The sequence below is a fragment of the Pseudomonas putida genome (genome assembly GCF_001941965.1).
Taxonomy (GTDB): Bacteria; Pseudomonadota; Gammaproteobacteria; order Pseudomonadales; family Pseudomonadaceae; genus Aquipseudomonas; species Aquipseudomonas putida_L.
This window is the reverse complement of record NZ_MKZO01000004.1, coordinates 92,401-113,068: the sequence shown is the minus strand read 5'-3', so window position 1 is coordinate 113,068 and position 20,668 is coordinate 92,401. Positions and strand designations below refer to the sequence as shown.

The 20,668-nt window shown below is 64.0% G+C and carries 14 protein-coding genes; 7 read left to right on the top strand and 7 right to left on the bottom strand.

Annotated features, from left to right (window positions below; all coding sequences use genetic code 11):
- On the top strand, positions 1-1,320 hold the full coding sequence (locus PSEMO_RS02180; protein WP_075801521.1) for an HlyD family type I secretion periplasmic adaptor subunit: 1,320 nt from the start codon (positions 1-3) through the stop codon (positions 1,318-1,320).
- Positions 1,320-2,645: a TolC family outer membrane protein gene (locus PSEMO_RS02175; protein ID WP_075801520.1), complete on the top strand. Its 1,326-nt coding sequence runs from the start codon at positions 1,320-1,322 to the stop codon at positions 2,643-2,645. The genes PSEMO_RS02180 and PSEMO_RS02175 overlap by 1 nt, the downstream gene beginning before the upstream one ends.
- A 188-nt stretch (positions 2,646-2,833) precedes the next feature.
- Here the strand turns inward: PSEMO_RS02175 and PSEMO_RS02170 are convergent, their stop codons facing one another.
- Both PSEMO_RS02170 and PSEMO_RS02165 read right to left on the bottom strand, forming a co-directional pair.
- Positions 2,834-4,357 carry a nucleobase:cation symporter-2 family protein gene (locus tag PSEMO_RS02170; protein WP_075801519.1) on the bottom strand — a complete coding sequence of 508 codons (1,524 nt, stop codon included), beginning with the start codon at positions 4,355-4,357 and terminating at the stop codon, positions 2,834-2,836.
- Between the two features lie 263 nt (positions 4,358-4,620).
- Positions 4,621-4,986 (bottom strand): PilZ domain-containing protein, encoded by a 366-nt coding sequence (locus tag PSEMO_RS02165; protein ID WP_075801518.1) that lies wholly within the window; start codon positions 4,984-4,986, stop codon positions 4,621-4,623.
- 184 nt (positions 4,987-5,170) lie between these two features.
- Here PSEMO_RS02165 and PSEMO_RS02160 point away from each other — a divergent pair, with 184 nt between their 5' ends.
- The 3 genes from PSEMO_RS02160 (at position 5,171) to yjiA (ending at position 8,499) form a co-directional block, all read left to right on the top strand.
- Positions 5,171-7,237 (top strand): carbon starvation CstA family protein, encoded by a 2,067-nt coding sequence (locus PSEMO_RS02160; RefSeq protein ID WP_075801517.1) that lies wholly within the window; start codon positions 5,171-5,173, stop codon positions 7,235-7,237.
- Positions 7,238-7,252: 15 nt separating this feature from the next.
- The gene (locus tag PSEMO_RS02155; protein WP_075801516.1) at positions 7,253-7,450 is read left to right on the top strand and encodes a YbdD/YjiX family protein; all 198 of its coding nucleotides are present in this window, start codon (positions 7,253-7,255) and stop codon (positions 7,448-7,450) included.
- 80 nt (positions 7,451-7,530) lie between these two features.
- A complete protein-coding gene (gene yjiA, locus PSEMO_RS02150) occupies positions 7,531-8,499 on the top strand; it encodes a GTPase (RefSeq protein ID WP_075801515.1) in 969 nt (322 codons plus the stop codon).
- Between the two features lie 187 nt (positions 8,500-8,686).
- On the opposite strand, the gene glyA is transcribed toward yjiA, so the two are convergent.
- Both glyA and PSEMO_RS02140 read right to left on the bottom strand, forming a co-directional pair.
- Positions 8,687-9,940 carry a serine hydroxymethyltransferase gene (glyA, locus tag PSEMO_RS02145; protein WP_075801514.1) on the bottom strand — a complete coding sequence of 418 codons (1,254 nt, stop codon included), beginning with the start codon at positions 9,938-9,940 and terminating at the stop codon, positions 8,687-8,689.
- Between the two features lie 231 nt (positions 9,941-10,171).
- Positions 10,172-14,017, bottom strand: coding sequence for a bifunctional diguanylate cyclase/phosphodiesterase (locus PSEMO_RS02140; protein WP_075801513.1), 3,846 nt, complete (start codon positions 14,015-14,017; stop codon positions 10,172-10,174).
- Positions 14,018-14,345: 328 nt separating this feature from the next.
- Between PSEMO_RS02140 and ettA the strand changes: the two genes are divergently transcribed.
- Positions 14,346-16,010, top strand: coding sequence for an energy-dependent translational throttle protein EttA (gene ettA, locus PSEMO_RS02135; RefSeq protein WP_075801512.1), 1,665 nt, complete (start codon positions 14,346-14,348; stop codon positions 16,008-16,010).
- A gap of 295 nt (positions 16,011-16,305) precedes the next feature.
- Positions 16,306-17,643, top strand: coding sequence for an NADP-specific glutamate dehydrogenase (gene gdhA / locus PSEMO_RS02130; RefSeq protein WP_075801511.1), 1,338 nt, complete (start codon positions 16,306-16,308; stop codon positions 17,641-17,643).
- Here the strand turns inward: gdhA and PSEMO_RS02125 are convergent.
- From PSEMO_RS02125 to PSEMO_RS02115, 3 genes are all read right to left on the bottom strand, one after another.
- Positions 17,640-18,137, bottom strand: a complete 498-nt coding sequence (locus tag PSEMO_RS02125; protein ID WP_075801510.1) for a GreA/GreB family elongation factor — start codon at positions 18,135-18,137, stop codon at positions 17,640-17,642. The genes gdhA and PSEMO_RS02125 overlap by 4 nt on opposite strands.
- 70 nt (positions 18,138-18,207) lie before the next feature.
- Positions 18,208-18,555, bottom strand: coding sequence for a hypothetical protein (locus PSEMO_RS02120; RefSeq protein ID WP_075801509.1), 348 nt, complete (start codon positions 18,553-18,555; stop codon positions 18,208-18,210).
- A 189-nt stretch (positions 18,556-18,744) separates the two neighbouring features.
- Positions 18,745-20,598, bottom strand: coding sequence for an Lnb N-terminal periplasmic domain-containing protein (locus PSEMO_RS02115; RefSeq protein ID WP_075801508.1), 1,854 nt, complete (start codon positions 20,596-20,598; stop codon positions 18,745-18,747).
- Between the last annotated feature and the right edge of the window lie 70 nt (positions 20,599-20,668).

Here is a 20,668-nt window from a genome sequence, read left to right as displayed (position 1 = left end):
ATGACTGCAACCGCTCCTCTTCCCAACAATGTCCTCGCCATGGACGAGCGCCGCCCTGCGCGTATCGGGCGCTGGATGGTCATCGCCGGCTTTGGCGGCTTCATGCTCTGGGCCGCGCTGGCCCCGCTGGACAAGGGCGTGCCGCTGTCCGGCAACGTGGTGGTCGCCGGCAGCCGCCAGGCGGTGCAGCACCCCACCGGCGGGGTGATCGAACAACTGCTGGTGCGCGATGGTGACCAGGTCACGGCCGGCCAGGTGCTGTTGCGCCTGGACCCGACCCAGGCCCGGGCCCAGTACGAATCGCTGCGGGTGCAGTTGCTCACCGCCCGGGCCATGCAGGCCCGCCTGGTCGCCGAGCGGGATGGACAAAGCGCGGTGCAGTACTCGCCGGAGTTGCTGAAGGACGCCGGCGAACCCTGGCTGGCGGCGATCCTGGAAACCCAGCGGCAACTGCTGGGCAGTCGTCGCCAGGCGCTGGAAATGGAACTCGGCGGCATGCGTGAAAGCATCGCCGGCTCCCAGGCCAGCCTCGACGGCCTGCAAGGCTCGATGGCGGCGAAGCAGGACCAGCGCAGCGCCCTGCAGGAACAGTTGCAGGGCCTGCGCGAGCTGGCCCGGGACGGTTACATCCCGCGCAATCGCCTGCTGGAAAGCGAGCGCCTGTTCGCCCAGGTCAACGGCTCGATTTCAGAGGACCTGGGTAATATCGGCCGCACCCGCCGCCAGTTGCAGGAGTTGAAACTGCGCATCGGCCAGCGTCAGCAGGAATACCAGCGCGAGGTCAGCCAGCAGCTCACCGAGGCGCAGTCCAATGCCGCCGATCTCGACAACCGCCTGCGCAGCGCCGCCTTCGATCTGGCCAGCACCGAGATCAAGGCTCCGGCCAGCGGCACGGTGGTGGGGTCCAGCGTGTTCACCAATGGTGGGGTGATCGCCCGCGGGCAGTCGCTGATGGAGATCGTCCCCCGCGATGTGCCGCTGCTGGTGGATGCCCGGGCTTCGGTGGAGCTGGTGGACCGCCTGCACCCGGGGCTGCCAGTGGAGTTGTTGTTCGTGGCCTTCAACCAGAGCACCACGCCGCGGGTCGAGGGCGAGGTGACCCTGGTGTCAGCCGACCGCCTGCTGGACGAGAAAAATGGCCAGCCTTATTACCAGGTGCGTGTGCGCGTCGGCGCAGAAGGGCAGCAGCAACTGGCCGGCCAGGACATCCGCCCGGGCATGCCGGTGGAGGCCTTCGTGCGGACGGGTGAACGCTCGATGCTCAACTACTTGTTCAAGCCGTTGACCGACCGGGCCCATGTCGCCCTGGCGGAGGAATGATGCGCCTGTTGTCCTGCTTCGTGTTGCTGGGCCTGAGCTTGCCGGCGGCGGCCGTCGATCTGAGCGATGCCTTCGCCCTGGCCCTGCGCAACGACCCAACCTTCCACGCCGCCATTGCCGAGCGCGATGCCGGGCTGGAGTACCGCGCCATTGGCCGGGCCAGGCTGTTGCCCAACCTGTCGTACCGCTACAGCAATGCGCGCAACGACTCCGAGGTGACCCAATCGACCACGGTCGGGAATATCACCCAGCAGCGTGACTACCGCAGTTATTCCTCGACCCTGACCCTGCAGCAGCCGCTGTTCGACTACGGCGCCTGGGCCGAGTATCGCCAGGGCGTGGCCAAGGCGTTGCTGGCCGATGCGCAGTTTCGCGGGCGCGGGCAGGAGCTGGTGGTGCGGCTGTTCCAGGCCTACAGCGAGGCGCTGTTTGCCAACGAGCAGATCGCCCTGGCCCAGGCCCAGCGCCGGGCCTATGCCGAGCAACTGACCCTCAACGAGCGGCTGTTGAAAGGCGGCGAGGGCACCCGCACCGACGTTCTGGAAACCCATGCCCGCTACGAGCTGGCCAAGGCCCAGGAGATCGAGGCGACGGACACTCTCGATGCCGCGCTGCGCACCTTGCAGGCCATCGTTGGCGAACCGCTGGAGGTTGAAGATCTCGCGCCCCTGGCGGCCGGCTTCAAGGTGGACCCGCTGGCGCCGGGCAACTTCGAGCACTGGCGCAACCTGGCGGTAAGCAACAACGCCCAGCTGATCGCCCAGCGGCATGCCGTCGAAGCAGCGGACCAGGGCGTCGAGCGCAATCGCGCCGGGCACCTGCCGAGCCTCAGTGCCTATGCCAGTACAGGGCGTTCCAGTTCCAGTTCGGAGAGCACCTATAACCAGCGTTATGACACCGACAGCATCGGCATCCAGCTCAGCGTGCCGTTGTTCGCTGGTGGGGGTGTTTCGGCGGCGACCCGGCAGGCGGCGGCGCAGCGTGACGAGGTGCAGTACCAGTTGGACGGCCTGCTCAGCGAAACCCTCAACGAGCTGCGTAAGCAGTTCAACCTGTGCGCCAGCAGCGTGGCGAAGATCCGGGCCTATGAATTGGCGGTGGAGTCGGCGGATCGCCTGATCGAAGCGACACGCAAGAGCGTGGCGGGCGGGGAGCGGGTCAATCTCGATGTGCTGAATGCCGAGCAACAGCTGTATGGCGCGCGGCGAGACCTGGCCCAGGCGCGGCATGACTACTTGCGGGCGTGGTTGCAGGTGCACTATCTGGCGGGGACCCTGGAAGCCAGTGATTTGCAGCGGCTGGATCGGTATTTCGCCAGTCGGTGAGGCAGGAAGACTGGTGTCGTTGCTGATGGCCCTATCGCTGGCAAGCCAGCTCCCACAGGGACCGCGTGCGCCGCAGGACCTTGTGGGAGCTGGCTTGCCAGCGATGAGGCCGGTCCAGACAACCAGATTCCACACAGGCAAAAAAAGGGCCAGTGCTTGCGCACCGGCCCCCGGTTACTGCCGTGTCATCAGTGCTCGGCGACAGCCTTTCGTCGCGGCGCCGTTCCGGCATGTTCATCTTCGGCCACCATCGGGATTTCCTTCCCTTCGGCATCGAACAGCTTGCCGTCCTTGAAGTAGTCGCCGTCACGCAGGGCAGAGATATCGGAGTAGACGACGGTGCGCTCGTAGCCGGCAGCGAACACCGATTGCTGATCGGAGTTGCCGACCTTGAAGTGGTTGAACAGCAGGTTCAGGGAAATCGCCATGATCGCTGCCGAGCTGATGCCGGAGTGGAAGATGGTTTCGAACCAGTTCGGGAAGTGATCGTAGAAGTTCGGTGCCGCGATCGGGATCATGCCGAAGCCCAGGGAGGCGGCGACGATGATCAGGTTCATGTTGTTCTTGTACTCGACCTTGGACAGGGTGCGGATACCGCTCGCCGCCACGGTGCCAAAGAGCACGATGCCCGCGCCGCCCAGTACCGAGGTCGGTACCGCGGCAATCACCCGACCCATGATCGGCAGCAGGCCGAGGATCACCAGGATCACGCCACCGGTGGCGACCACGTAGCGGCTCTTGACGCCGGTGACGGCGACCAGGCCGACGTTCTGGGCGAAGGCGCTCTGGGTGAAGGAGCCGAAGATCGGCGCCAGGATGCTCGACGCCATGTCGGCCCGCAGGCCGTCGCCGAGGCGGCGGGAGTCGACCTTGGTCTCGATGATTTCACCGACGGCAAGGATGTCCGCCGAGGTTTCCACCAGGGTCACGATGATCACGATGCACATCGACAGGATCGCGGCGATGTGGAAGGTCGGCATGCCGAAATGGAACGGCGACGGCATGGCTACCAGCGGACCGTCCAGCACCTTGCTGAAGTCGGCCATGCCCAGCGACCAGGCGATCAGGGTGCCGATGACCATCGCCAGGAGGATCGACAGGCGCGAGATCGAGGCGCTGCCGAGTTTGCTCAGGGCCAGCACGAAGGTGAAGGTCAGGGCCGCCAGGCCGATGTTCTCCATGCTGCCGAATTCCGGCGACTTGCTGTTGCCGCCCATCACCCAGCGCGCCGCGACCGGCATCAGGGTCAGGCCGATGGTGGTGATGACGATGCCGGTCACCAGCGGCGGGAAGTACTTGGTGATGCGCGAGAAGATCGGGGTGATCAGGAAGCCGAGGAACGAGGCCGCCATTACCGCACCGAGCACGCCCGGCAGACCGCCGCCGCCTTCGGTGGAGAGGATCGCGCCCATGGTCGCCACGCCGGCGAACGATACGCCCTGGACCAGCGGCAACTGGCAACCGAAGAACGGCAGGCCGAGGGTTTGCAGGAGGGTGGCCAGGCCACCGGCGAACAGCGATGCGGCAATCAGCAGACCGATCTCGGCAGGGCCCAGGCCAGCAGCCTGGCCAAGAATCAGCGGCACCGCAACGATACCGCCATACATCGTCAGAACGTGTTGCAGACCATAAGCGACGTTGGCACCCAGGCCGAGGTTTTCGTCTTCCGGACGAGGCGCGGTGGAAGACGTGCTTGGTGAGGACGTATTCATGGGAGCAGGATCTCGGTATTTATTGTTGTGCCGCTACTGTAGACATCTGTTGCCAAGTATTGCTAGGAGAATTGTATACAATTTATCGATTGGCGCAGAAACAGTAAGGCCATTGATTTGGCCAGATCACGGTTGCAGTAATCGTTCCAGAAAGGCGAAAGCGCTGTACCACGGCGTAGGAAAAACCGTGTACAGCGCGAAATAAGCTGTCCAGGTGGACAGGAAAACTCGGCAGGGTGAAAAGGGTAGGAAGCTAAAAGATCTTAAAACCTGATCAATTGGTCGAATTCGCGCTCCAGTTCGGTGCGGTCGGCCAGGTTGAGCTCCACAAGGCGGCGCAGATGTTCCATCGACGGCAGGTCGATGGCGACGCAAAGAAAGCCCAGGTGAGCTTCTTCTATATGACGCAATTGCACCTGCATGTGCACCTTCGCGTCCGGGCTGAGGGTGATGACCGCCGCGAAGGGTTGCTCGGCGTCGGCATCCCAGTTGGCGGGGGATTCGATCAGCAGGCCCTTGAGGGAGATATCGATCAGTTCGACCTGCCAGCGACGCTCGCCCTGGATCAGTTCGGTAGGGGCATCGAAGTTGATGCGCTTGAAGCGTCTGCGTTCGTTCTGCTCACTCATGCTCGGCTCTCCGGGGGTGTGCCCCGACAACTATAGTGTAGTGCTTGCCAGCACCGTCCAAGGCGCGCAATCTCGGCTAGTGGCCATGGGCTCTGGAGGCTCTAGACCAACGTTGGGGCTGGCCTTTCCGGCCAGTGTCGCTAGACTCGAAGCGCTACCTTTCAAACCATTATGGAAGCGAACCATGAACAACAATAATAGCCTGGCCCGCCATATCCCCTGGCTGGTGCTGGCAGTACTAGGGGCCTGTGCGCTCGGGGTGGTTGCCCTGCGGCGTGGTGAAGCCATCAATGCCTTGTGGATCGTCGTCGCCTCGGTGGCGATCTATCTGGTTGCGTACCGTTACTACAGCCTGTTCATCGCCACCAAGGTGATGCAACTCGATCCCCGTCGGGCCACCCCGGCGGTGCTCAACAACGATGGCCTGGACTATGTCCCGACCAACAAGCACATCCTCTTCGGTCACCACTTCGCTGCCATTGCCGGCGCCGGCCCGCTGGTGGGCCCGGTACTCGCCGCGCAGATGGGCTACCTGCCGGGTACGCTCTGGCTGATCGCCGGTGTGGTCCTGGCCGGTGCGGTACAGGACTTCATGATCCTGTTCCTCTCCACCCGCCGCAACGGCCGCTCCCTGGGCGACATGGTGCGCGAGGAGATGGGCCGCATCCCGGGGACCATCGCCCTGTTCGGCTGCTTCCTGATCATGATCATCATCCTCGCGGTGCTGGCGCTGATCGTGGTGAAAGCCCTGGCCGAGAGCCCGTGGGGTATGTTCACCGTGATGGCGACCATCCCGATCGCGATGTTCATGGGCATCTATATGCGCTACATCCGCCCGGGCCATATCGGTGAGATTTCGATCATCGGCGTGGTCCTGCTGCTGCTGTCGATCTGGCTGGGGGGCCAGGTGGCTGCAGATCCGGTGTGGGGCCCGGCGTTCACCTTCACTGGCGTGCAGATCACCTGGATGCTGGTGGGCTACGGTTTCGTTGCCGCCGTCCTGCCGGTCTGGCTGGTGCTGGCACCGCGTGACTACCTCTCCACCTTCCTCAAGATCGGCACCATCGTCGGTCTGGCCATCGGCATCCTGATCATCGCCCCCGAGCTGAAAATGCCGGCGCTGACCCAGTTCACCGACGGCACCGGTCCGGTCTGGAAAGGCACCCTGTTCCCGTTCCTGTTCATCACCATCGCCTGTGGCGCGGTGTCCGGCTTCCACGCGCTGATCTCCTCGGGGACCACGCCGAAGCTGCTGGATAACGAGGTCAACGCCCGTTACATCGGCTACGGCGGCATGCTGATGGAGTCCTTCGTCGCCATCATGGCCATGGTCGCTGCTTCGGTGATCGAGCCGGGCGTCTACTTCGCCATGAACAGCCCGGCCGCCGTGGTCGGTGCCGACGTGGTCTCGGTAGCGCAGACGGTCAGCAGCTGGGGCTTCACCATCACCCCGGAACAACTGGAAGCGACCGCCCGCGACATCGGCGAGCACACCATCCTGGCCCGTGCCGGTGGTGCGCCGACCCTGGCGGTGGGTATCGCGCAGATCCTCCACCAGGTGCTGCCGGGTGAAAACACCATGGCCTTCTGGTACCACTTCGCGATCCTCTTCGAGGCGCTGTTCATCCTCACTGCGGTGGACGCCGGTACCCGTGCCGGGCGCTTCATGCTCCAGGACCTGCTGGGCAGTTTCGTCCCGGCGCTGAAACGTACCGAATCGTGGGGCGCCAACCTGCTCGCCACCGCCGGTTGCGTGGCGCTCTGGGGCTACCTGCTGTACCAGGGCGTGATCGATCCGCTGGGGGGCATCAACACCCTGTGGCCGCTGTTCGGCATCTCCAACCAGATGCTCGCGGGTATCGCCCTGATGCTGGGCACCGTGGTCCTGATCAAGATGAAGCGCCAGCAGTACATCTGGGTCACCCTGGTCCCGGCCGTGTGGCTGCTGATCTGCACCACCACCGCGGGCCTGATCAAGCTGTTCGACCCGAACCCGGCAGTCGGCTTCCTGGCCCTGGCCAACAAGTACAGCACCGCGCTGGACGCTGGTCAGGTCCTGGCTCCGGCCAAGGACATCGGGCAGATGCAGCACGTGATTTTCAACGCGTACACCAACGCCACCCTGACCGTGCTGTTCCTGGTCGTGGTCTTCAGCATTCTGTTCTTCGCCCTCAAGGTCGGCTACGCCGCCCTCGGCAAGAAAGAGCGCACCGACAAAGAGACCCCGTTCCAGGCCCAGCCGGACGCTTGATAGAGGAATGCAGTGATGTTCAACGATCTGGGTCGACTGGGTAAGTACCTGGGGCAGGCAGCCCGCCTGATGGTCGGCATGCCCGACTACGACAACTACGTCGAGCACATGCAGAAGAAGCACCCGGACAAACCGGTGATGAGCTACGAGGCGTTCTTCCGCGAGCGCCAGGAAGCCCGTTACGGTGGCAAGGGTGGGCCGAAGTGCTGTTGAGCTTCGGCCGCTAGCGACAAACCTGTGGGAGCCCGGTGCGCCGGGCTCCCACAGTCATTTTCAGTGTCAGGAGAATTCGTGTGCATTCCCCCATTCCCGTGACCGTGCTCAGCGGTTTCCTCGGCGCCGGCAAGACCACCTTGCTGCGCCATATCCTCAAGGCCGAGCACGGCCTGAAGATCGCCGTCATCGAAAACGAATTCAGCGATGCCGGCATCGACAGCCAACTGCTCGGCGATGCCCCGGTCGAGGTCATGACCCTGGCCAACGGCTGCGTCTGCTGCAGCATCCACACCGACCTGACCAAGGCCCTGTTCCTGCTGATGGAGCGTCTGGACAGCGGCGAGATCGCCTTCGACCGCCTGGTGATCGAATGCACCGGCCTGGCCGACCCGGCGCCGGTGGCGCAGACCTTCTTCATCGACGAGGAACTGCGCGATCGCTATATCCTCGACGGCATCATCACGTTGGTCGACGCCGCCCATGCCGACCTGCACCTGACCCAGGCGATTGCCCAGGCGCAGGTGGGGTTTGCCGACCGCCTGCTGCTGAGCAAGACCGACCTGGTGGATGACGCCACGGTCGAGGCGCTGACGGCGCGGCTGGGGCGGATCAACCGTCGCGCGCCGGTGCGGGTGGTGGAGCATGGGCAGATCGACCTGGCCGAATTGCTCGATGTGCGCGGGTTCAACCTGAACGCCGACCTCGGTGGCGGGATGAGCCTGCGGCCGGTGTCGGCGAACACCACGCCGGACCGGATTTCCAGCCTGGTGCTGCGCACTGAAACGCCGCTGGATATCGACCGGCTCAGCGGGTTCATGAACGAACTGCTGGAGGAGCATGGCAAGCAGTTGCTGCGCTACAAGGGCGTGCTGAATATCGCCGGGGAAGATCGGCGCCTGGTGTTCCAGGGCGTGCTGAAGCTGTATGGCTTCGACTGGGATACCGAATGGGCCGAGGGCGAGGCGCGGGAGAGCGTGATGGTGTTCATTGCCGATCAGTTGCCGGAGGAAAAGATCCGGGCGGGGTTCGAGGCGTTGGCGCACTGATTCAGAGAACACTGCAGACCCTGTGGGAGCTGGCTTGCCAGCGATTTGGCCCGATCTGACAACATCATTGCCCGGGCCGGCCTCATCGCTGGCAAGCCAGCTCCCACAAGAGGCGGTGGCGATCTTCCAGCCACAAAAAAAACCGATGCCAGTCACCCGGCATCGGTTTTTTCATTGCAGCCCTGAATCAGTTGCCGTAGACAGGCAGCTTCTTGCAGATGGCCTTGACCTTCTCGCGAACGGCGTCGATCACCGCTTCGTTGTTCAGGTCAGCCAGGATGTCGCAGATCCAGCCAGCCAGTTCCTTGCACTCGGCTTCCTTGAAGCCACGAGTGGTGACGGCCGGAGTACCGAAGCGCAGGCCGGAGGTGACGAACGGAGAACGTGGGTCGTTAGGCACGGAGTTCTTGTTCACGGTGATGTAGGCGCGGCCCAGGGCAGCGTCGGCATCTTTACCGGAGATCTCCTGCTTGATCAGCGAGAGCAGGAACAGGTGGTTCTGGGTACCGCCGGACACCACATCGAAACCACGCTCGATGAACACGCTGGCCATGGCCTGGGCGTTTTTCACGACCTGCTGCTGGTAAGCCTTGAACTCAGGCTGCAGCGCTTCCTTGAAGCAGATGGCCTTGGCGGCGATCACGTGCTCCAGCGGGCCGCCCTGGGCGCCCGGGAAGACCGCGGAGTTCAGCTTCTTCTCGATGTCGGCGTTGGCACGGGCCAGGATCAGGCCGCCACGCGGACCGCGCAGGGTCTTGTGGGTGGTGGTGGTGACGACGTCGGCGAACGGCACCGGATTCGGGTACACGCCAGCGGCAACCAGGCCAGCCACGTGGGCCATGTCGACGAACAGGTAGGCGCCAACCTTGTCGGCGATTTCGCGGAAGCGGGCGAAGTCCAGGACCTGCGAGTAGGCCGAGAAACCGGCAACGATCATTTTCGGCTTGTGCTCGACCGCCAGGCGCTCGACTTCGTCGTAGTCGATCAGGCCGTTACCGTCGATGCCGTACTGGATGGCGTTGTACAGCTTGCCCGACGAGCTCACGGCAGCGCCGTGGGTCAGGTGGCCGCCGTGGGCCAGGCTCATGCCGAGGATGGTGTCGCCAGCCGACAGCAGGGCCAGGTAGACCGCGGCGTTGGCTTGCGAACCGGCGTGCGGCTGGACGTTGGCGTAGTCAGCGCCGAACAGCTCCTTGGCGCGGTCGATGGCCAGTTGCTCGACCACGTCGACGTACTCGCAACCACCGTAGTAACGCTTGCCTGGGTAGCCTTCGGCGTACTTGTTGGTCAGGACCGAGCCCTGGGCCTCCATCACGGCCGGGCTGGTGTAGTTTTCCGAAGCGATCAGCTCGATGTGCTCTTCCTGGCGCTGGGCTTCCTGCTGCATGGCTTCGAAGAGCTCGGCGTCGTACTTGGCAATGGTCAAATCACGGCTGAACATGGCGGTCCTCAAGGATCGGGCTGAAATAGGCCGGCATTCTACCCCATAGACTTTTGTCTGGCATATGAAAGGGGATCATCTAGCGGACAAAAGGGGCTCATGAGCCGCAAGCTTTAAGCTGCAAGCCGCAAGAAAAAGCAGATAGCGTTGCTTTTCAGTCCTGAGCCAGACCGAAGACACAAGCCCACCGCAATTTGCCTTTACTTGCGGCTTGTCGCTTGAAGCTTGCAGCTATTCCAACATGAACAGGGTTTCGTTGCTGAATTGCGCCTCGAACTGGTTGGCCGGCATCGGTCGGCCGAACAGGTAACCCTGCACTTCGTCGCAGCCGTGTTCGCGGAGGAACTCCAGCTGTTCGTGGGTTTCCACGCCCTCGGCGATCACCGCGAGGTTGAGGCTGTGGGCCATGGCGATGATCGCCCGGGCGATCTGCGCGTCCTGCTCGCCCTCGGGCAGGCCGTCGACGAAGGTGCGGTCGATCTTCAGTACGTCGATGGGGAACTGCTTGAGGTAGTTGAGCGACGAGTAGCCGGTGCCGAAGTCATCGACCGCGATGCTCAGGCCGAGGTTCTTCAGGCTGTCGAGGATCTGCATGGCCTCGTGGACTTCACGCATCAGGATACTTTCGGTGAGTTCCAGCTCCAGGCACGCCGGCGGCAGGCCGGTGTCCTTGAGGATCGCGGCAATGCGGTTGCCCAGCTGGCCATCGGAGAACTGCCGCGCCGAGATGTTCACCGAGACCTTCGGCACCCGCACCTTGGCCTGGTGCCAGGCCTTGAGCTGGCGCGAGGCTTCGGCGATGACCCAGTCGCCGACATCCACTACCAGCCCCAGCTCTTCCATCACCGGAATGAACTCGCCCGGCGGCACCAGCCCGCGTTGCGGATGGCGCCAGCGCAGCAGCGCCTCGGCGCCGGTCAGGCGCTTGCCGTCGCCGCTGAACTGCGGCTGGTAATAAAGGATGAACTCGTTCTGCTCCAGGGCATGGCGCAGGTCGCTTTCCAGTTCCAGGCGCTCCAGGGCGCTGGCGTTCATGTCCGCCTGGTAGAACTGGAAGTTGTTCTTGCCGCGCTCCTTGGCGTGGTACATCGCGGTGTCGGCGTTCTTCATCAGTTGGCTCAGCTCGCTGCCGTCCTGCGGGCTGAGGGCGATGCCGATACTGGCGGTGACGAAGAATTCGCGGTTTTCCAGGACGAACGGTCGCACCAGGCTGGAGAGAATCTGCTCGGCCACGTGGATGGCCCTGTTCAGGGCCATTTCCCGGGTCGCCCGCGGTTGCAGGAGCAGGGTGAACTCGTCGCCGCCCATGCGCGCCACGGTGTCGTCGTCGTCGACGCAGTCGAGCAGGCGCTCGGCCATGTCCTTGAGCATGCGGTCGCCGGCGGCGTGGCCGAGGGAGTCATTGATCGGCTTGAACCGGTCGAGGTCGAGGAACATCAGCACCACCCACGACTTGTGCCGCTCGGCCTGCTGCAACGCGGTGTGCAGGCGGTCCTGGAACAGTGTGCGGTTGGGCAGGTGGGTGAGGGCGTCGTAGTACGCCAGGCGATGGATGCGCTGTTCGCTGGCCTTGCGCTCGCTGATATCGGTGAAGAAGCACACGTAGCTGGCCAGGTCGCCTTCGTCGTCGAGCACCGCGGTGATGCCGACCCAGGCCGGGTAATGCTCGCCATCGCGGCGCTTGAGCCAGACCTCGCCTTCCCAGGTGCCGCGCTGGTGCAGTTGCTTCAGCACGTAGCGCAGGTGCGAATCCTCCTGGCCCTCGACCGTAAGCATGCTCGGCACCTGGTCGAGCACGTCGCGCACGGCGTAGCCGCTGACCCGGCTGAAGGCTTCGTTGGCCTGGACGATATAGCCGGCCGGGTCGGTGATGAGGATCGCCGAGGTGGAGTGCTCGAAAACCGTCGCGGCCATGCGCAGGTCTTTTTCCGCGCGGCGCTGCTGGCTGATATCGCGGCCGACGCCGAGAATGCCGCCGAACTGGTCATGCTCGTCCCAGACCAGTACCAGGCGCAATTCGATGGGAATCTTGCGGCCATCGGCGCGCAGGCAGTCGAACAGGAACAGCTGGGTCGGCACCTGGGTGCGCAGGGCGGCCAGTTGCGCCGGGTTGCCAAGGGCGCGGTTGACCCGCTCGACCAGGGTGTAGAGCCCGGCGAGCTGCGCCGGGTTGGCGATGGTCGACTGCCAGCCGTTGTTGAAGATCCAGTCGACGTCATAACCCAGCACGGCACGCACCGAAGGGCTGACGTAGTTGAGCTGGAGCTGGTCGTCGGTGGAGAAGATCACGTCGCTGATGCTTTCGGCGAGCATGCGGTAGCGCTGCTCGCTGTCGCGCAGGGATTCGCTGGCCTCGAGCTGGTCGGTGACGTCCTTGGCCACGCCGATGATGCGCGTGACCTGGCCGGCGGCATCGCGGGTCAGGACCTGCTCGCGGATGTCGTAGCGGCGCCAGCGCTGGTCATGATGACGGAAGCGCAACTGGCAGTGCAGTTGCTCGACATAGCCGCTTTCCCGCTGCTGGCGGCGCAGGCCGCGGTACAGCTCGGCGTCTTCCGGATGCAGGAGGATTTCCCAGAAGAACTCGCCCATGCGCGCCAGTTCGTGGCGCTCGTAGCCGAGGGTCTGGCCGAGGTGACGGTTGCTGAAGATCATCCGCAGGCTCTGCACGTCCTGCACATAGAGCTGGTCCGGTACGGTGCGGACCACGTCGGACCAGAAACTCTCGCGCTCCAGCAGCGACAGCTCGACGCGCTTGCGGCTGGTGATATCGCTGATGCTGAGGATCACCGCCTGGTAATCGCGGCGTTGCTCGGGGAAGCGCACCATCAGCCACAGGTGCTGTTCCAGGCCATGCTCACCGGGCAGGCGCACTTCCAGTTCCAGGCGTGACTGGCGATCCAGCAGCGCGGCGACCAGTTGCACGCCGACGCCGCCGTTTTCCAGGGCATTGCCGGCGATCAGGTGGCGCCAGGCGCCGTCGCTGCAATCGACACCGAGCAGTTGCAGGGCGACCTGGTTGACCTCGGTAACCTTCAGTTCGCGCAGCAGCAGCTCGCGCAGGGTCGGGTCGGCTTCCAGGCGTTGCTCCAGCTCGAAGCGGCTGCGCAGGCGCAGGCGGTCGAGGATCGGGTCGAGGCCCGACAGGTCCAGCACGCACAGGGCCACGCCGGTGCTTTCGAAGATGTCCTGATAACGCCGCCGGCCTTCCTGCAGCATCTGGTTGCGCCGGCGCATGTTGTACAGCGCCAGCACCGGCAGCAGGGCGCAGAGCAGGCCGAGCAGGGCCTTGCCAACCAGCGCCGGAAGCAATTCGCGACGGCTGCGCTCGGCATCGTGGAAGCCACGCAGTTGCCAGTCGCTGTTGTCGATGAAGGCCAGCATCACGCTGTGCAGCGGCGCGTCCTCGGTGGTCGGCGAGGTCGGATGGGATTCCAGGTGCTGGCTGATGACTTCCGCAGTCTGGCCGTTTTCCAGTTGCCATTGCGGATGGGCGGTGTGCTCCAGGCGCTCCGTCAGTTGCTGGTACCAGGCCGGTTCGAAGCGCAGCAGCCAGTAGCCGCTGTCGGCCACCTTGCCCTGGCGCAGCAGCAGGTAGACGAAGGTATTGCCGGCGGCGTTGCTGAAGTGATGGTCCTGCTCGTGGTTCAGGCGCAGCAGTTCGCTCATCGCTGTCTGGTCGGGAGAACCGTCCAGGCTGTCGCGCAGGATGCGGCCGTCGGTATCCAGCCAGGCGACGCTGTCGAGGGCCGGCAGGCTACGGTGCAGGCGGGCGAACAGCGCCGGCATGGCCTCGGCGCTCGGTGGCGTGGTGGTGGCGGGCAGCAGGTTGCGCGTGCTTTCGGCTTGCAGGGCCAGACTCAGGTTGAGGCGGTCGGCCAGTTCGGCGCTGGCATCGACGCTGTGCTGGCGGCGGTCGGCAAGGGTATGACGGTATTGATCGAAGGTCTGCCAGAACAGCAGGCCCAGCAACAGCAGGACCAGGATCGCCAGGGCACCCTTCAACGAACCGCGCAGGGACTGACCTGACGCAGCAGTGGCTTTGCGCGAGGAAGACGGCTGAGTGAGATCGGTCAAACGGGGTTCCTGCGGTAGGGCTGGCTGGTCGTCGCAGCGCGCACTATAAGCCGGACGCCCGAAGGGCGGCTAGCATGCCCTGACTTGTGGCAAAGTGCCAGCCCTGTTCATCGGTTCGCTGCCGGCTCTGGTGCGCAGCCCCTGCCCGGCGGCGTCCAGTTCGGGTAACCTTGGCGGTTCCGATTATCCGTTACCGAGGGTGAGGCCGCTGCCTGTGCCCGCCGTGAGCCTGCCCTGACAGAACACGGCGTTCCACCCCGATACCCGGTTTTGTCCAGCCCTGTCCCGCGGACGGGGCTTTTCCAACGATTCGAGCGAGGTCCGCATTTTGGCTCAATACGTTTACACCATGCACCGGCTGAGCAAGGTTGTTCCGCCCAAGCGTGAAATCCTCAAGAACATTTCCCTGTCGTTCTTCCCGGGCGCCAAGATCGGCGTCCTCGGCCTGAACGGCTCGGGTAAATCCACCCTGCTGAAGATCATGGCTGGCGTCGACACCGAGTTCGACGGCGAAGCCCGCCCGATGCCGGAACTGAACGTCGGTTACCTGCCGCAGGAGCCGCAACTGGATCCGACCAAGACCGTGCGTGAAGTTGTCGAGGAAGCGGTCAGCGTGATCAAGGACGCCCAGGCCCGCCTGGACGAGGTCTACGCCGCCTATGCCGAGCCGGATGCCGACTTCGACAAGCTGGCTGCCGAGCAGGCCAAGCTGGAAGCCATCCTGCAGGCCAGCGACGGTCACAACCTCGAGCGCCAGCTGGAAGTCGCCGCCGATGCGCTGCGCCTGCCGGCCTGGGAAGCCAAGGTCGAGCACCTGTCCGGTGGTGAAAAACGCCGCGTCGCCCTGTGCCGCCTGCTGCTGTCCGCCCCGGACATGCTGCTGCTCGACGAACCGACCAACCACCTGGACGCCGACTCCGTCGCCTGGCTGGAACACTTCCTCCACGACTTCCCGGGCACCGTGGTAGCGATCACCCACGACCGTTACTTCCTGGACAACGTCGCTGGCTGGATCCTCGAACTCGACCGCGGCGCCGGCATTCCTTACGAGGGCAATTACTCGGGCTGGCTGGAAGCCAAGTCCGACCGTCTGGCCCAGGAATCCAAGCAGCAGTCGGCCCATGAAAAGGCCATGAAGGAAGAGCTGGAGTGGGTGCGCAAAGGCGCCAAGGCCCGCCAGTCCAAGTCCAAGGCCCGTCTGGCGCGCTTCGAGGAAATGCAGTCGCAGGAATTCCAGAAGCGCAGCGAGACCAACGAGATCTACATCCCGGCCGGTCCGCGCCTGGGCGACAAGGTCATCGAATTCAAGAACGTGTCCAAGGGCTATGGCGATCGCGTGCTGATCGACAACCTGTCGTTCGTCATGCCAAAAGGCGCGATCGTCGGCGTTATCGGTGGTAACGGTGCGGGTAAATCCACCCTGTTCCGGATGCTGATGGGCAAGGAACAACCGGACTCCGGCAGCATCGAGATCGGCGAGACCGTGCAACTGGCCTGCGTCGACCAGAGCCGCGAGGACCTGGACGGCAACAAGACCGTGTTCCAGCAGATCTCCGACGGTTCCGACCAGATCCGCATCGGCAACTACGAGATCCCGTCGCGTACCTACGTCGGTCGCTTCAACTTCAAGGGCGGCGACCAGCAGAAGTTCGTCAAGGACCTCTCCGGTGGTGAGCGTGGCCGTCTGCACCTGGCCCTGACCCTGAAAGAGGGTGCCAACGTCCTCCTGCTCGACGAACCGTCCAACGACCTCGACGTCGAAACCCTGCGTTCGCTGGAGGAAGCCCTGCTGGACTTCCCGGGCGCCGCCATCGTGATTTCCCACGATCGCTGGTTCCTGGACCGCGTCGCGACCCACATCCTGGCTTACGAGGATGACTCGCAAGCGGTGTTCTTCGAGGGTAACTACACCGAGTACGAAGCGGACCGCAAGAAGCGTCTGGGCGACGCTGCTGCCCAGCCGCACCGGGTACGGCACAAGAAGCTGGCCTGATAAGGCAGGTTGATTGATGCACAGGAATGGGGCCCTCAGTGGCCCCATTTTTGTGCCTGGAGTTCAGTCGGTGGTGGCCCCATCGCTGGCAAGCCAGCTCCCACAGGGACTGCGTGCACCGGACCTGTGGGAGCTGGCTTGCCAGCGATGAGGCCCTTGGATTCTGTATACATTTACAGAAATGCACCAAAAAAATTCAGAAAAACGACATCTTGCCCTGTTCCAGTGCGATTGCTTCTTGGTAAAGTCCCGAAAAAACCAAAAAAGTCCAACTCCCTGGGTGAGATGTCTACTCATGACTGAATCTGTCGATCACTTCCTCGCGCGTCTGAAACAACGCGATCCTGCTCAACCCGAATTCCACCAGGCTGTCGAAGAAGTCCTGCGCAGCCTGTGGCCGTTCCTTGAAGCCAACCCGCACTACCTCGAAGCCGGCATCCTCGAGCGCATGGTCGAACCTGAGCGCGCCGTGCTGTTCCGTGTGTCCTGGGTCGACGACGCGGGCAAGGTCCAGGTCAACCGCGGCTACCGCATCCAGATGAGCAGCGCCATCGGCCCGTACAAGGGCGGCCTGCGTTTCCACCCGTCGGTGAACATCGGCGTACTGAAGTTCCTGGCCTTCGAGCAGGTGTTCAAGAACTCCCTGACCTCCCTGCCCATGGGCGGTGGCAAGGGCGGCTCCGACTTCGATCCGAAGGGCAAGAGCGACGCCGAAGTCATGCGCTTCTGCCAGGCCTTCATGAGCGAGCTGTACCGCCACATCGGCGCTGACCTCGACGTACCGGCCGGTGATATCGGCGTCGGCGCGCGGGAAATCGGCTTCATGTTCGGCCAGTACAAGCGTCTGGCCAACCAGTTCACGTCCGTGCTGACCGGCAAGGGCATGAACTACGGCGGCAGCCTGATCCGTCCTGAAGCCACCGGCTACGGCTGCGTGTACTTCGCAGAAGAAATGCTCAAGCGCGAAGACAAGCGCATCGACGGTCGCCGCGTAGCCATCTCCGGCTCGGGCAACGTTGCCCAGTACGCCGCGCGCAAGGTCATGGACCTGGGCGGCAAGGTGATCTCGCTGTCCGACTCCGAAGGCACCCTGTTCGCTGAGGCCGGCCTGACCGACGCCCAGTGGGACGCGCTGATGGAGTTGAAGAACGTCAAGCGCGGCCGCCTGAGCGAGCTGGCGAGCCAGTTCGGCCTGGAATTCCGTGCCGGCCAGCGCCCATGGAGCCTGCCGTGCGACATCGCCCTGCCATGCGCGACCCAGAACGAGCTGGACCTGGAAGACGCCCGTGCCTTGCTGGCCAACGGCTGCATCTGCGTGGCCGAAGGCGCGAACATGCCGACTACCCTGGAAGCGGTCGACCTGTTCATCGAAGCGGGCATCCTGTTCGCTCCGGGCAAGGCCTCCAACGCCGGTGGCGTTGCGGTCAGCGGCCTGGAAATGTCGCAGAACGCCATGCGCCTGCTGTGGACCGCCGGTGAAGTGGACAGCAAGCTGCACAACATCATGCAGTCGATCCACCACGCCTGTGTTCACTACGGTGAAGAGAACGGTCGCATCAACTACGTCAAGGGCGCCAACATCGCCGGCTTCGTGAAAGTCGCCGATGCCATGCTGGCCCAGGGCGTGGTCTAAGCCTCGGGCTCGATGGCGACGATCTCGATCGTCCGATCGCCCGCCGGTCGTCGCCACACCACCTCGTCACCGGGCGCCGCTCCCAGCAGCGCCCGGCCCAGCGGGGAACCCCAGTTGACCAGGCCGGCCGCGATGTCGGCCTGGTCTTCCCCCACCAGTTGCACACGGTGTTCGCGGTCCTGCTCGTCGACGTAGGTCACGCGGCTGCCGATCTGGACCTTTTCCGTTGAAGTCGCCGGTGGCACCACCTGGGCGCTCTGTTGCCGCGCGCTGAAGTAGCGCAGGTCGCGTTCGGTATCGGCCAGGCGCTGCTTGTCGCCGCGTTCGCCCTGGGCCAGCAGCTCGCTGCGCAGGCGATTGAGCTGCGCCACCCGTTCCTGCAACAGGGCCAGCCCGCGGGCGGTGACATGATTGGGTTGATCACTGATGCTGCGCTCGACCGGTTGGCTGGCCTGGTTGGCCGCCTGGTCTTCGTTGACGAATGCTCGGCTCATGAAAGTCTCCTTTGCCAGAAGACCATGCTGACACCGGTGGGGTTGCAGTGGATGTCCGATTGCGACCTGTTCAGCGCCGATAGGCCTTGGCCGCGTCACGGTCCTTGTCCTGTTGCCAGCGTTCTTCGCGCTCGTCCCAATGGCGGTCGTAGTAGCGCTGCTGGTCCTCGCTCTGGCGCATGGCCTGGCACTGGCGGAAGCCGTCGTCCCAACCGGTTTCGTACTGGCGTTCGTGGAGGTAGCGGGGGACGTTCTTGCGGAACTCGCCGGCCATCACCCCGGCGGCCTGGCGGCCACTGCCGCAACCGTCCTGGAAACCATCGGCATAGGCCGGTGGGTAACCCTGGTCGAGCAACTGCTGGTGGGTCGACTGGCAACCGGCCAACAACAACACTGCAACTATCCAATACCGCCGCATCGCAACACTCTCCGCATGATGGGGAAAGTCTAGGTGGGGGAATGTCAGTGTGCTGTCAAAAGGCCGTGAAACTCTCGCTGACTGGAAGGGGCCCATCGCTGGCAAGCCAGCTCCCACAATGTCCGCGGCGACTCGGACCCTGTGGGAGCTGGCTTGCCAGCGATGAGGCCCCTGAGAGCAACATCAAACTCAATAGTTGTACCACTTCAATTCCAGCATCACCTCGTTCTGCGCCGTCGCCAACTGGCTGAACTCCCGCTTGGCGCTCAATCGCAACCCAAGGCTGTCACTCAACTCCCACTGCTGGTTCAGGCTCAGGCTGCGGCGCACTTCGCCATTGACGAAGTAATCCCCCTTGGCCTCGACACTCAGGTTGCCCAGCCCGTTGCGCCACAGCACCCCGGTATTGAACCCGGCCGCCGGGGCGATGAACTGGGCGAAGTCGTTGTGGTGCTCGACCCGCACCGTGCCGAGGGCAAAGCCGAGCATGTCGTCACCCAGTTTCCAGGTCCCGCCAGCCCCACCATTCACATGGCTGACCAGCACCTCGTCGCCGTGCTTGCCCGGCACCCGCTCCAGTCCGCCGGCAACCTGCCAGGACCAGGGCTTCAGCAGGTCGTTGCGCGGGGTCAGCGAGCGAATGGTCGCCAGGTCCAGGCGCTGCACCTGCCAGTCATTGCCCTCGTACTGGCGCAGTTTGAGCTGGAGGATCTCGATCTGCGCGCCGAGGGGGAAGCCATAGGCGTTGTCGTTGAGGTCGTGATAAGCCATGCGCAGGCCATACTCGGCGAACGCCCGGTCTTCCCGGGTGCCGACGCCGAGCTGCCAGGTTCGCGATTCATGGCCGTTCTCCGGCAATCCGGGGCGCTCTACTTCAAGCGGCGGCGGCGGATTGCGGTTGATCGCCCGCAGCAGTTCGAAGCTGCGTTTGGCCTGCTCCGGATCACGCTCCTGACCGGTGGCGCGATAGCGTTCGAGCCGATAGGCAGCATCTTGCACCAGGGCCTGGCGCTCCTTGGGCAAACCGGTGAATTCCGGGCTTTGCAGCTTGCCGGTATCGGCGGCCACCTCCAGCACCTGTTGCTGCTCGGCCTGGTCCAGCGGTTCGGCACGGGCGAGCAATTCGCGTTCCCGCGACGGGCGGTAATCCACCCGTTCCACCAGCCCGGCCTTCTTCACCGCCTTCACCGTATCGGTCGGGATCGCGGTCAGCGGGAATTGCGAAGTCAGGTCCAGGTTCGGTCGGGCCACCTGGAGCAATTCCAGCAAGCGGTACGAGCAGTTTTCATCGAAGAAGAAGTAGTCGAAGCGAATCTGCTTGAGCTCCCAGATGTGCTCGACCATGCGCCCGGTTTCCTCGGGCGTGAGGTTCAGCCGGTATTCCCACAGGTCGCGGTTTTCCAGGCTGCGGTATTCGGAGAGTTTTTCCTGGTAGGGAACGAAGGCGAACAGGCCGGGATAACCGCCCATCAGGCCCTTCCAGGCGTAGAGAATGCTGTTGTCGTTGCCTTCGATATAGGCACCGAAATTGACCGCGTAGCTGAGCAGGGCAGTCTGGTTGCTTTGCACGTCGGCCTGGTCGATGCGCAGCAACGTGTGGCCGAACATCGACGACGGGCTGTTGAGGTAGGCGGCGGGGAAGATCAGCACCGCGCTGTGCGGCGATACATCCTCGAACCAGCGCTTGTACTCGGCGCAGTCCGGGGTCGGCAGGTCAGTGAGTTGCAGTTGTTCGCGCAGCCAGCGGGTGCGCGCCGGGTATACGCATTGAGCATGCTGGTCACCTGTGCGGGCGGGGGCGTAGAGCGCCTTTACCGTCGCGGCCAGCTCACGCTCGGGGTGATGCGCGCCATCTTCGGCGAGAAAGAAGCGATCGTCATCGACATAGCTGCGCCAGCCGCCCAGCTTGCCCGTCTCGTAGTGACCGAGGGCGATCCAGTAGGGATCGGCGGCCAGGGCCTGCAGGCGCGATTCGTCCATGAGGGGTGCGGCGTGCAACGGGGCACAGGCACAGAGCGCCAGGTAGGCGAGGCGTTTGAGCATATCGGGCGACTACTTCTCGAATGAAGCCGATGGGATGGACAACCCGCCCCGTTGCCGGGGCGGGGTGACG

Coding starts and splice junctions, on each gene's coding strand:
- PSEMO_RS02180 (WP_075801521.1), top strand. CDS start 1: ATGACTGCAACCGCTCCTCTTCCCAACAATGTCCTCGCCATGGACGAG.
- PSEMO_RS02175 (WP_075801520.1), top strand. CDS start 1,320: ATGCGCCTGTTGTCCTGCTTCGTGTTGCTGGGCCTGAGCTTGCCGGCG.
- PSEMO_RS02170 (WP_075801519.1), bottom strand. CDS start 4,357: ATGAATACGTCCTCACCAAGCACGTCTTCCACCGCGCCTCGTCCGGAA.
- PSEMO_RS02165 (WP_075801518.1), bottom strand. CDS start 4,986: ATGAGTGAGCAGAACGAACGCAGACGCTTCAAGCGCATCAACTTCGAT.
- PSEMO_RS02160 (WP_075801517.1), top strand. CDS start 5,171: ATGAACAACAATAATAGCCTGGCCCGCCATATCCCCTGGCTGGTGCTG.
- PSEMO_RS02155 (WP_075801516.1), top strand. CDS start 7,253: ATGTTCAACGATCTGGGTCGACTGGGTAAGTACCTGGGGCAGGCAGCC.
- glyA (WP_075801514.1), bottom strand. CDS start 9,940: ATGTTCAGCCGTGATTTGACCATTGCCAAGTACGACGCCGAGCTCTTC.
- gdhA (WP_075801511.1), top strand. CDS start 16,306: ATGACTGAATCTGTCGATCACTTCCTCGCGCGTCTGAAACAACGCGAT.
- PSEMO_RS02125 (WP_075801510.1), bottom strand. CDS start 18,137: ATGAGCCGAGCATTCGTCAACGAAGACCAGGCGGCCAACCAGGCCAGC.
- PSEMO_RS02120 (WP_075801509.1), bottom strand. CDS start 18,555: ATGCGGCGGTATTGGATAGTTGCAGTGTTGTTGTTGGCCGGTTGCCAG.
- PSEMO_RS02115 (WP_075801508.1), bottom strand. CDS start 20,598: ATGCTCAAACGCCTCGCCTACCTGGCGCTCTGTGCCTGTGCCCCGTTG.